The organism is Chitinimonas arctica, assembly GCF_007431345.1.
Taxonomy (GTDB): domain Bacteria; phylum Pseudomonadota; class Gammaproteobacteria; order Burkholderiales; family Chitinimonadaceae; genus Chitinimonas; species Chitinimonas arctica.
In genome coordinates, this window is record NZ_CP041730.1 from 3,352,642 (window position 1) to 3,364,938 (window position 12,297).

At 59.9% G+C, this 12,297-nt stretch carries 10 protein-coding genes; all 10 read left to right on the forward strand.

From position 1 onward, the window contains the following. The first annotated feature begins 16 nt into the window (after positions 1–16). The 10 genes from FNU76_RS15125 to FNU76_RS15170 all read left to right on the forward strand — a co-directional run bounded on the left by FNU76_RS15125 (position 17) and on the right by FNU76_RS15170 (position 12,295). Complete coding sequence (locus tag FNU76_RS15125) at positions 17–310, forward strand: TrbC/VirB2 family type IV secretion system protein (protein WP_144278971.1); 294 nt, start codon at positions 17–19, stop codon at positions 308–310. A gap of 4 nt (positions 311–314) precedes the next feature. After that, positions 315–629: a conjugal transfer protein TrbD gene (trbD, locus tag FNU76_RS15130; protein WP_144278972.1), complete on the forward strand. Its 315-nt coding sequence runs from the start codon at positions 315–317 to the stop codon at positions 627–629. Positions 630–632: 3 nt separating this feature from the next. Beyond that, the gene (locus FNU76_RS15135) at positions 633–3,104 is read left to right on the forward strand and encodes a VirB4 family type IV secretion/conjugal transfer ATPase (RefSeq protein WP_144278973.1); all 2,472 of its coding nucleotides are present in this window, start codon (positions 633–635) and stop codon (positions 3,102–3,104) included. A gap of 103 nt (positions 3,105–3,207) precedes the next feature. Then, on the forward strand, positions 3,208–4,938 hold the full coding sequence (trbL, locus tag FNU76_RS15140; protein ID WP_179958133.1) for a P-type conjugative transfer protein TrbL: 1,731 nt from the start codon (positions 3,208–3,210) through the stop codon (positions 4,936–4,938). 51 nt (positions 4,939–4,989) lie between these two features. Further along, a complete protein-coding gene (locus FNU76_RS15145; RefSeq protein ID WP_144278975.1) occupies positions 4,990–5,742 on the forward strand; it encodes a VirB8/TrbF family protein in 753 nt (250 codons plus the stop codon). A 102-nt stretch (positions 5,743–5,844) separates the two neighbouring features. Then, on the forward strand, positions 5,845–7,038 hold the full coding sequence (gene trbG, locus FNU76_RS15150) for a P-type conjugative transfer protein TrbG (protein WP_144278976.1): 1,194 nt from the start codon (positions 5,845–5,847) through the stop codon (positions 7,036–7,038). Further along, entirely contained in the window at positions 7,031–8,242 is a 1,212-nt protein-coding gene (locus FNU76_RS15155) for a TrbI/VirB10 family protein (protein ID WP_144278977.1), read from the forward strand. The genes trbG and FNU76_RS15155 overlap by 8 nt, the downstream gene beginning before the upstream one ends. An 84-nt stretch (positions 8,243–8,326) precedes the next feature. Beyond that, a complete protein-coding gene (locus FNU76_RS15160) occupies positions 8,327–10,225 on the forward strand; it encodes a type IV secretory system conjugative DNA transfer family protein (RefSeq protein ID WP_223879038.1) in 1,899 nt (632 codons plus the stop codon). 65 nt (positions 10,226–10,290) lie between these two features. Beyond that, positions 10,291–11,634: an alpha/beta fold hydrolase domain-containing protein gene (locus tag FNU76_RS15165; protein WP_144278978.1), complete on the forward strand. Its 1,344-nt coding sequence runs from the start codon at positions 10,291–10,293 to the stop codon at positions 11,632–11,634. Between the two features lie 31 nt (positions 11,635–11,665). Further along, positions 11,666–12,295 carry a lytic transglycosylase domain-containing protein gene (locus tag FNU76_RS15170; RefSeq protein ID WP_179958134.1) on the forward strand — a complete coding sequence of 210 codons (630 nt, stop codon included), beginning with the start codon at positions 11,666–11,668 and terminating at the stop codon, positions 12,293–12,295. Positions 12,296–12,297: the final 2 nt, after the last annotated feature.

A 12,297-nucleotide genomic window follows, 5' to 3' on the forward strand; every position in this document is an offset into this window, starting at 1 on the left:
TCAAAGGCCCTCTGCCATGCGTATCCCCGCCCACCGTATTGCCCGGATCTCGATCATTGTCACGATTGTTGCCCTGCCCCTATTCGCCGCTGCCGCTGGACTGCCGTGGGAAGGTCCGCTCAACAAATTGAAGGATTCGCTGACCGGCCCGGTCGCCAAGGCCATCGGCGTGATCGCGCTGGCCGTGGCCGGCGGCATGCTGGCCTTCGGCGGCGAACTGGGCGATTTCACCAAGCGCATCATGATGGTGATCATGGCGCTGTCCGTGATGCTGCTGGCCAACAACTTCATGTCCATGTTCGGCGCCTAAGACCATGGAAGAACCACGCCGTATCGCCATCCACCGTTCCTTGAACCGGCCGCATCTCCTGATGGGCGCTGAGCGCAGCCTGGTGCTGATGGTCGGCGTGATCACGGCCCTGTTGATCTTCTCCGGCAATATTTCGCCGTGGTCGCTGGGCCTGGCCGTGTTGTTCTGGAGCTGTTCGTTCTGGGCCCTGGTCCGCATGGGCAAGGCCGATCCCGAGATGAGCAGGATCTATCAGCGGCATGTCCGCTATCGCTCCTACTACGCCGCGCGGGCCTGTTTGCAGGCGGTGCCACCGGCCACCGCGCCGAAAAATGGATAAGCCATGCTGAACCTCAAGCAATTCCGCGACCGTAGCCAGAGTCTGGCCGACCTGCTGAATTTTGCCCTGATGCCTGAGGACGGCATCCTGCAGAACAAGGACGGCAGCCTGATGGTGGCCTGGTACTTCCGTGGCGAAGACATGGATAGCGCTACCCATGCCGAGCTGGCCTCCATCTCCTCGCGCCTCAATAGCGTGCTGGTGGCGCTCGGTAGCGGCTGGATGCTGAACTGCGATTCCATCCGCCGGCCCGCGACCGTTTATCCCGGCTTCGGCAGCTTTACCGACCGCACCAACTGGCTGATCGACGAAGAGCGGCGGCGCCAGTACGAGTCGGAGGGCTCGCATTTCGAGACCACGTATGCGATGACCTTGTCGTTCCTTCCGTCCCTGCGTACCGCCAACAAATTGATCGACCTGATGTACGACGACGATCAGCGCGATACCTCCGATACCGGCTTTGCCCGTCGCATCATCGAACAGTTCAAGCGCCAGGTGGACGATTTCGAATCGGCGCTGCAAGCGACCTTCCCCATGCGCCGGATGCGCGGCGTGACGCGGCAGGATGTGACCGGCGCCGACTTTATCGACGACGAATTGCTGCAATACCTCGAATATTGCATCAGCGGCGAGCGGCGCCCGGTGCGGCTGCCGTCCATCCCCATGTATCTGGATGCGCTGATCGGTTGCCATACTTTCTACGGCGGCATCGAACCCAAGGTCGGCGAGCGCCATATCAAAGTGGTGGCCATCGACGGCTTTCCGCACGATAGCTACCCGGGCATCCTCCATGTCCTCGATACCCTGGGATACGAATACCGCTGGTCCACCCGCTTTATCTTTCTCGACCCGCAGCAGGCGCGTGGCGTGATGAACAGCGTGCGGCGCCGCTGGCAGCAGAAGCAGCGGGGCCTCAAGGACCAGATGTTCAATACCAGCACCGGTGCGGTCGATCTGGATGCGGTGGAGATGTCGGATGACGTGCAGGCCGCCATCGGCGAGGCCGAGAGCAATATGGTCAAGTTCGGCTACTACACCTCCTGCGTGGTGCTATTGAACGAGAGCCGCGAACTGCTGGCCGAGCAGGCCCGTGAAGTGCGCAAGGCCATCCTGAACCATGGCTTCAGCGCACGCATCGAGGATATCAATGCGGTCGAAGCGTACCTGGGCTCCGTTCCCGGCCATGGCTATGCCAACGTCCGCCGGCCCATCCTGCATACCCTGAACCTGGCTGACCTGCTGCCTATTACCGCGGTATGGGCCGGCCTGGAACACAATCCCTGCCCGTTCTACCCGGAAGACTCGCCGCCGCTCAGCTACGCGGCCACCACCGGTTTCACACCGTTCCGGTTCAGCCTGCACGTCGGCGACGTGGGCCATACGCTGATGGTGGGCAAGACCGGCGGGGGTAAGTCCACCGCCCTGAATTTCTTGCTGGCGCAGCATATGCGCTATCCGAAGGCGCAGGTGTTCGCCTTCGACAAGGGCTACTCGTCCTTTATCCTGACCAAGGCTTGCGGCGGTACCCATTACGACATCGCCGGCGAAGACAGCGACCTGGCCTTTTGTCCTTTGAAGGACATCGATACGGCGGCCGACCAGGGCTGGGCGGCCGAATGGATCGAAGTGATGCTGACCCTGCAGGGCGTCAATGTAACGCCGTCGCTGCGCCAGTCGGTCTACCAGGCCGTCCTGCGGTTGGTCCGCTCGCCCAAACGTACCCTGACCGAGTTTGTAGCCGAACTGCAGGACGAGGAACTGCGCCAGGCGCTATCGCATTACACGCTGGCCGGCCCCATGGGTAGCCTGCTGGATGCCGAGCAGGACAGCCTGGGCGACGGCAGCTTCCAGGTGTTCGAAATGGAGCACCTGATGAACCTCGGCGAGAAGAACGTGGTGCCGGTACTGCTCTACCTGTTCCGCCAGATCGAAAAGCGCATGGACGGTCGCCCCACCCTGGTGGCGCTGGACGAGTGCTGGCTGATGCTGTCGCACAACCTGTTCCGCGACAAGGTGCGCGAGTGGCTGAAGACCTGGCGAAAGAAGAATGCGGTGGTCTTTATGGCCACCCAGGAGTTGGCCGACGTGATGAACAGCCCGATTCGCGACGTGGTGCTGGCCAGTTGTCCGACCAAGATCCTGCTGCCCAACCCGGAGGCACGTGAACCCTCCTCGCGCGGCATGTACGAGGTGATCGGCCTGAACGAGCGCGAGATCGAGCTGCTGGCGCATGCCACGGTAAAGCGTCACTACTACTACAAGTCGCCGCTGGGGCGGCGCATGTTCTCGTTCGGCTTCGGCCCCGTGGCACTGTCCTTTATCGGTGCCAGCGGCCAGGAAGATATCCGTACCGCCAAACAGCTGATGCAGCAGCACGGTGACGAATGGCCAGCCGCCTGGCTGCGCCTGCGTGACCTTGATCATTGGGCCGATGTTTGGCAGTCCCCCTCCGTATCCGAACCCACAACCGCATAAGGTATCAGCGTATGTCGATTCCATTTATTCGCGGGCTGCGCTCCCGTTGCCGAGGCTGGGGCCGCGCAGCCTTGATTGGCAATTTCTCCGGCCCTTCTTGAGCATGCTGCTCAAGTTTATCCTGTGCTATTTCGCGCTGGATGCCATGGCCATGGCGGAATCTGCAATGATCAAGGTACCCGGCGTTGGAGACTTTTCGGCCAGTTTTACCTTGTTCGATCCGGTGGTTACAGATGCGCAAAATAGGGCTGCCGGCTGGCAATCAAAGATCGGCGCCTTGGTCAACAACACCTTCCTGATCCTTGCCGCGATCGAAGTGTGTTGGGCGGCAGCGATCTGGGCCTTGGAAAAGGACAGCCTGAACAGCCTGACCGTCGAAATGATCAAGAAGATCATGTTTCTCGGTTTTTTCTATGCCTTGCTAAACCGGGCGCCAGAATGGATACCGACCATCATCAAGACCTTCGGCGTGGTCGGCCGCGAGGCAACGGGCACCCCGGAGCTAAGCACCGACGGGATCATCGCCACGGGCTTGGCGATGATAAACCTGGTCTGGCACGGTTCGCCATCGGGCTTCTTCTCGGTGATTGCCGGGCTGGGGAAAATCCTGATGGCCGCCTTCGTGTCCTTGATCATCGTGGTTGCCTTCGTGGTGACAGCGGCCCAGTTCCTGACCCTGAAGCTGGAATCGTTCGTCCTGCTGGCCGCCGGCGCTGTCTTCCTGGGAATGGGTAGCTCCAGTTTCACCAAGGACTATGTCCATAAGTATTTCAGCTACGCCATCAATGTGGGTGTCCGGCTATTGGTACTGATCCTGGTGCTGAGCCTGATGCTCGATGCTGTCAAGACAGGCGCAATTAGTTACACGTTCGACTATGGACCCATGCTGAAATTGACCGGCATTGCCCTGATCACCACCTTGATGGCGATCAAGGCGCCCGAGATGGCAGGTGCCCTATTGAATGGTAGCGTGGGACTCTCCGCTGGCGCTGCCAGCAGCGCCGCCGGTTCGGCGAGTCGAGGCGTGATGTCTACCGCAGGCGCCATGAGGGGCGTCATGGGCAAGGGCGTATCCGCCTTGCAGGGTGCCACCAATATGGCCAAGGCCACCACGGCCGGCGCGAAGCTGGGAGCAGCCATGAGCAGCGGTCAGGGTCCAATGGGCAAGCTGGCCGGTGGCGCGTTGGGCGGCTTGGGCGGTTTTGCGGCAACAGCGCTGAACGCGACCGCCAAGGCAGCGACCGGCAAGGACTTCGCGGCCAATATCGCAAGCAAGGACAATCCCAAGCTGAAGGACGATGCCGGCTTCAACAAGGGCGGCGCGGCCAAGACCGGGCGGGCCATGATGGAAGCCAAACTGGCCAAATACCAGGCCAACTCCGTCCAAGCAAAGTCGGCTGGAGAAAGCGGCGGCCCGGGCGGTCCGAGCGGCACGGCGGCGGCCGGTTCGGGTGGCGGGTCTAGCCAGACTGCCGCTGGCGCAGCCGGCTCGATGGGTACGGCAAACTCGGCAGACGCGGCAAGCACGGCAAGCACGGCAAGCACGGCAAATTCGGCACGCTCAGCAGACGCGACAAGTACAGCGAGTACAGCGAGTACAGCGAGTACAGCGAGTACAGCGAGTACAGCGAGTACAGCGAGTACAGCGAGTACAGCGAGTACAGCGAGTACAGCAGGCTCGACAAGTTCGTCCAGCCTGGCCGGCGCAACGGGTCGAGTTGCTGCGCAAGCTCAGTCCGTATCCACCGGGAATCGCCCGGGCAATCAATCCGGAGGCGAAACGAAGTCGTCCGGGATCGCTGCCCTGAAAAAGGCGACCTCCTGGAACGGCTGAGGTAGTCGGCACGACCAGCCTCTTTGTTGACCCCGCAGCGGAAATCCAATCATGTCTTTTAAACAACTCGTAGGCAATTTCATGCCCGGCCGTGACCAGCCACGGTCTTTAGTGGCCGAGCCGACATCCACGGTCACCGTCGGCAAGCGCCCGGCCGCCGAAACCAACCCCTATGTCGAAGCACGGCGGGAATGGAACGAACGCTATGGCGACTATATCAAGCAGGCACACAATTGGCGCCTATGCGCGCTGGTTTCCAGCCTGGTCGCCCTGACCGCCGTGGTGGGGCTGGCCTATGTGGGTGGCCAGAGCAAGATCGTGCCCTATGTGGTGCAGGTCGATAAATTCGGCAGCGCCGTGGCGGTGGGGTCGGCGGACAAGGTTGCGCCCACCGACGAAAAGGTGGTCAAGGCCTATCTGGCCCGCTTTATCACCGATTGGCGCACGGTGACGACGGACCATGTGACCGCAAAGAGCGCCATCGAGCGGGTTTACGCCATGATGGCCAGCGGTTCGCCGGCACTGACCAAGATGAATGAGTACTTCAAGGCCAACAACCCCTTCCTCGTCGCGGAAAAGATCATGGTGTCGGTCGAGGTGACCAGCGTGCTGCCCATCTCTGACCATACCTGGCAGCTCGAATGGATCGAGGTGACGCGCGACCTGAGAGGCGAGCTGAAAAGCAATGTGCGGATGCGTGCATCGATCCTGGTGGATAAGACGCCGCCGGAAGACGAACGCCTGTTCCTGATCAACCCGCTTGGGGTCTACGCCACCGACCTCAACTGGGTCCAATCGCTGTAAAAACAGCACGCTATAGCCGCCCCATCCCAAGAAAAATTCCCGCCTGAACAAGGCGGGCGGGGAGCGTGCGCGCCAATTTTTCAACTAGGGAGTTTCTGATCCATGCAACACAAGTTTTCCACCCTGCTGCTGTGCCTGATCGCCGGCACCCATGCCTATGCCGGCAACGACAAGGCCGCATCGGCCAAGCCCGAACAGCCCGCCGTGGAAGTGCCCAATATTCCGGCCGAGTTGATGTTGCCGCTGCGTGCATCCACTAAACCCGCAGCACCGGTCGATGGGGTTGCGGCTGAGGCATCCGCCGAAGCGGCTTGTCCGGTAGACCAGGATTGCAAAGTTGATGCCGAAACGGCCAATGCACCACCAATTGCCGGCAAGGGCAAAACTAAGAAAAAGGACGCCAAGAAGGACGACAAAAAAGACGTGGTGGTCGTTCCTTCCGAGCCGCAAGCCGTGGTCGGCCTGCCGGCCCGCCGCGCATTGGAACAGTCGCGCGGCTGGGCGGAGAACCCGCGCGCCTGGTCCTCGCTGAACGAAACCGGTTCGGTGGAGTTCACTTTCGGCGCCTCGGCCCCGACCATTATCTGTTCGCCGCTGCGTGTGTGCGACCTGGCGCTGGAAGCGGGCGAGACCATCCAGGGTGCTCCCCATATCGGCGACTCGGTCCGCTGGAAGATTGCTCCCGCCACTTCGGGCGGCGGCCGCGACGGTCGTGACCGCACCACCCATATCATCATCAAGCCGACCGAAGCCGGCCTCGATACCAATATGATCCTGCCGACCGACCGGCGTACCTACCACTTGCGCCTGGTCTCCAGCCGCGAGCGGTATATGTCGCAGGTGTCCTTCCTCTATCCGGAGAACGCCGACAAGGCCTGGCAGGCGATTGGCGTCGGCAAGGCTGCCGATGCCGCCGGCACGGGTGGCGATATGCCGGCTGTCGCGGCCGACCGCCTGTATTTCGATTACAAGATCGATGCGGTACGCGGCAAGCCAGCCTTCAAGCCCAAGCGCGTCATGGACGATGGTTACCACACCTACCTGGTGATGAACGACGACCTGCAGTTGGCCCAGGCGCCGGTGCTGGTGGCGGTGGATCCGGCCGGCAAGGAACAGATGGTGAACTACCGCCTGAAGGGCAATATGTTCATCGTGGACGGCATGGTCGGCAAGGTCGCCCTATTGTCGGGCACCGGCAGCGACCAGCAGCGCGTGGAAATCACCCGTACCCCGCCATGCAAGCGCCAAGGCTGGCTGGGCGTGTGCTGGGACAGCAAGGACGAGAACAATGGCTGATAAGACGCCCAGCTCGCCCGATTCGCTGCAACTGCGCGCCAATCCCATTTCCAGCGTCCGCCTCAGCAAGAAGGCTGCCTTTTTCGCCATCGGCGTGATCAGCGTGATCCTGCTGGTGATCGTCTCGAACGTGTCGGCGGAAAAGCCCAAGACCGCCAAGGCAGAGGAAAAGAAAGAGGTGGCGCCGGCCTTGAGCGCGGCCCGCGAATTCACCCATGCCGAGCCGGGGATTTCCAAGGCGCCGCAATTGCCGGTTCCTCCGCTGCCAAGCTTTGAGAGCAAGCCGCTCAACCAGCAGATTCCGTCCACGGTAGTGGAGACGAGCCCGCCGGAAGTGCGTCCCGATCCGCAGGTGGATGAACGTCTGAGCGCCATGCGGGCCGACTCGGTGGCGCCCAAGTTCGGTGCCAACGGCAACGACAACCCGCTGGCTTTGCCGATGGTGGCCGCCAATGCCGGCAAGCTGCTGCCTGGGCAGAATCCGGCAGGCGGTATGGATGATCCGGCGCTGGAACCCGATCTGAATCGGCAGGCACAGAAGCAGGCATTCCGTGCCAGGCAGGCCAGCGCCGAGGATGCGGCCTATCTGGACAGCCAGGTCAACACGGCCCGCAGCCCTTACGAGCTGAAGACCGGCACGGTGATCCCGGCCGTCATGATCGGCACCATCAACTCCGATCTGCCGGGCGAGATCGTGGCCCAGGTGTCGCAGAACGTGTACGACACCGCCACCGGCAACCATCTGCTGATTCCGCAGGGCACCCGCCTGTTCGGCCGCTACGACTCCAATGTCACCTTCGGCCAGGACCGGCTGCTGATCGGCTGGCAAAGGCTGATCTTCCCCAACGCCGCCACCCTGGAGCTGAAGGGCATGAGCGGCCACGACGCCGAAGGTAGCGCCGGCTTCTCCGACCAGGTCAATAACCACTATGGCCGGATCTTCGGCTGGGGCTTGGTCACCTCGCTGATCTCGGCCGGCTATCAGTTGTCGCAGCCGGAGCAGAACACCAACGCTTTCGGCATCAGCACGCCTTCCTCGCAACAGACGGTGGCAGGCGCGGTTGGCCAGCAGTTGGCGCAGCTCGGCATGGAGATGGCCAAACGGAATATGCGTATCCAGCCCACCATCACGATCCGCAAGGGTTACCAGTTCAATGTGATGGTGAACAAGGACATGCAATTCCCCGCCAGCTACCGACGCTGACGACCGCGACGGCTAGGGCTGTAAGCCCCTTCAGTGGGTTTACAGCCAGGCACCCGAAACCACCCACCGCCCGGAACCCCGCCCTTGAGCAAATCCGAATCCTTGCAAAACCCGCTCTACACCGTCCCCGGTGCGCAAACACAACCCGGTGCGATCCTCTGGCGCAGCGTGGTCGGCAGCTTGGTGTTGGGCATGGTGCTGGCGCAACTATGCACCCAATTCCTGGCCCACCAGTTCGACTACCAGGCGGCATTGGGCGAACCCATGCTGGCGCTGGGCGGCTTCCGGCTATACGCCCCGCTGGACGGCCTGGCCTGGTATTTCCATTGGCGAAATTTCGACAATGCCCAAGTGCAACAGGCCTTTCGGATGGCGCTGTGGCTGGCGCTGCCGGCTTGCATCGCCATCGCCGTCCTGGTGCTCCACCGCGCCAAGCGAGCCATGGACAAGGAAGCTTCGGCCGGCGAGCATCTGCACGGCTCGGCCCACTGGGCCACGGCGGTCGAGGTCAAACGGACCGGCCTGATCGGCGGCGGTGCCGGCGTCTACGTCGGCGCCTGGAAGGACCCGAACTCGGGCCAGACCAATTATCTGCGCCACGACGGTCCAGAACACGTGATGGCCTTCGCGCCCACCCGTTCCGGTAAAGGCGTGGGCCTGGTGCTGCCCACCTTGCTGTCCTGGCCGCATAGCGTGCTGGTGTACGACATCAAGGGCGAGAACTGGGCGCTGACCGCGGGCTGGCGCAAGACCGAAGCCAATAACAAGGTACTCAAGTTCGAACCGACCGCCATGGACGGTTCCAGCATCTGCTTCAATCCGCTGGCCGAAGTCCGGATAGGCACCGACCGCGAAGTGGCCGACGTACAGAACATCATGACCATGGTGGCCGACCCGGAAGGCAAGGGTTTGCAGGACCACTGGCAAAAGACCAGCTGGGCGCTGCTGGTCGGCATCGTGCTGCACGTGTTGTATCTGGAAGAGGATAAGACCCTGACCGGTGTGGTGAATTTCCTCACCAGTCCGTCCCGCAGCACCACGGACATGCTGGACTATATGTTGTGCTGCCATCACGACTACAAGAAGGTGCATGGCTGGGTCGATGACCAGGGCAAGCAGACCTTTGTCCATCCCGTAGTAGCCTCGGTGGCCCGCGATATGCTCAATAAGGCCGAGGAGGAAATGTCCAGCGTACTGTCGACCGCGGTTTCTTTCCTGACCCTATATCGCGACCCCATCGTGGCCCGCAATACCTCGCGCAGCGAATTCCGCATCAGCGATCTGATGAACGACGAACAGCCGGTTTCGCTTTATCTGGTGGTACCGCCATCCGATAAAGACCGCTTGAAGCCGCTGATCCGCCTGATGATTACCCAGATCGTGCGTGGCCTGACCGAGAGCATGGAGTTCAAGGACGGCCGCAGCGTGGCCGGCTACAAGCATAGGCTGCTGCTATTGCTCGATGAATTCCCCAGCCTGGGCAAGCTGGATATTTTCGAAGAATCGTTGGCCTTTATCGCCGGCTATGGGCTCAAAGCCTATCTGATCATCCAGGATATCTCGCAGCTGTGGACCGCCTACGGCAAGGACGAGAGCATTTTCTCCAATTGCCATGTTCGTATCGCTTACGCCCCGAACAAGGTGGAGACGGCCGAACTGCTATCCAAGATGTGCGGTACCGCCACCATCGTCAAGCATTCCAATTCCTATTCCGGCAGCAAGTTCGGCTCCCTCTCCAATGTTTCATCCACGGTGCAGGAAGTACAGCGGCCTTTATTGACCGCCGACGAGGTGATGCGTCTGCCGGCGGCACAAAAAGATGCCAAGGGAAATGTACGAGAGGCCGGCGACATGCTGATTTTTATGGCCGGTCAAACACCGATCTACGGCAAGCAGATTCTCTATTTTCTGGACCCGACCTTTAGCGCCCGGGCCAAGGTGCCAAATCCAGCCAAAAGCGACGTGATCAGAAAGTTGAGTTAGTGATTCGCTACCGCACCGTCAGTGCGGTAGCGCTTATCTTGTTGCCAGTACTTTAATTTGAGATCTTGTTTGAAAATGGCTATTTCAACCACTGCGAAGGTGAATCAAAAATGACAAAAGCTAGAAGTGCGATTATATCTATCCTGGATAGGATACAGGGGCAATTTGGTGGTGCCGGTGGTGCCGGTGGTGCCGGTGGTGCCGGTGGGGATATTGGTGATGACGTGGCGATCACACCATTCAAAACCATGCCGGAAGTGAAGGGGCCTATGCAGCTCGATCCAGCATTGCAAGGTCAAATGGGTCATGATGCCCGCGGGCGAGATGAGATTTCTTCTGCGAGGTTCCAGGAGATAATAAGAGAAGCTACTCGGGAGGTGCAAAAGGATCTTAAGATACCGGCAACGTTAGGGGAAATGGAGTTTTCTGGCCGGCCAGTGAATGAATACATGGAAATGGCCAGGTTGAATTATCGTGAGTATGCTGAAAACAAGCCGGCTAATTGGGAGTATGTGGGTGACCAGGCGCTGGCGCGGGTGGAGGCAGCTATAAAGGAGATCAAGAATGACCAGGGCGCCGTAATATTTGCTGGAACGGAGAGAAGGGGTGACGGCTATATTGGATTGCCAGGCAAGGGCGTGAATGTAAAAATTCTTGAGGATGCCGAAGGAAGATTAGTGGTGACCTTTGGTGGGACGTTTTCGCAAGCACAAGGTGGCTATGAAAGTCCTCTCGATGGTGTCGTAGCGAAATTAAATCAGATTGGTCATGATGGGTATAGTGGCTTAATTGGCGGAGTGTCGGAAAATCTGGAGTTTTCTGTTGCTTTGATGGGCGCGGTTCAGGAACAATTTCCAAATAAGGAAATTATTGCGGTAGGGCACTCCAAGGGAGGCCTGGAGGCGATGTATGGCGCATCTCATTACGGCCTGCAGGCAGTTGTCTTCAATCCCCAGCTCGCAACAGGCGTTGTTTTGGAAAACATGAAGAAAAATATAGGTGGGGAGGGCAAAATGCTTGCGCTGTGCAATCATAACGACATGATCCCGGTAGTTTCCGGGGCGTTGGCCTCAGGGGATATGCTTTCCATCAATGCGAGAAAAGAAGAGAGTGAGAGATTTGAAAAAGAACTTAAGAATACTATAGATAATCCAGAGATGGATGGTTTGGTGGAGTTACTGCAAAAGAAGGGGTTTTACCTCTCTAAGGAATTACATAAAGACCATACTGATTTGAAAGAAATTTGCAATACACCGCTAAGTGGCGTCGATGTGAAGAAAGGACATTTCCCGGTTATCGAATCTGCAAAACAGAAAGCGGCAAGGGGGGCGGGCAAGGAGCAAGCCCAAGTCAATGCCCGTGAAAAAAATCCTGCCGAAAAGAAACAAGGCAGAGGCCGGACAAATTAAACGTAATAACCATGGAACCCCGCATGATTGTATGCTCGACTTTACCCTTCTTATCCAGCAATGCGCGCCACAGGTTGCCCTGCCGACCATGCAGGCCATTATCCGTACCGAGAGCGGTTTCAACCCCTTGGCCATCAATGTCAATGGCGGCTCGCGCCTGGTGCGGCAGCCCCGCTCCCGCGACGAGGCGGTGACTTGGGCGCAATGGCTGATGGCGCGCGGCTATTCGGTCGATATCGGGTTGATGCAGATCAATTCGGCCAACCTGCGCCGGCAGGGCTTGAACGCGGAGCAAGCGTTCGAGCCCTGCACCAACCTGCGCCTGGGCGCCACGATCCTTGCCGACAACTACCGGCGCACCGTCAAGCAAGGCAGCCGGGGCGAGTTGGCATTGTTGCGGGCCTTGTCCGCCTACAACACCGGCGACTTCGAACGGGGGATGCGCAATGGCTATGTGCATGCCGTGATGCGCGCTTCCAGGCACACCGCCAGCCCTATCAACTCCGCCGTTCCGCCGCTGCTGGGCAAGCGCTCGGCCAGCCACACCAGGACGGTGCAGGCAACGGGTGTCGCCATGCCGGCGCCAAGCCCTTCCACCGCGGTTTCACCTCATACAGCAGGTAGTGAAATCACGGGCTTTCATTTAATCAATACCATATAGGC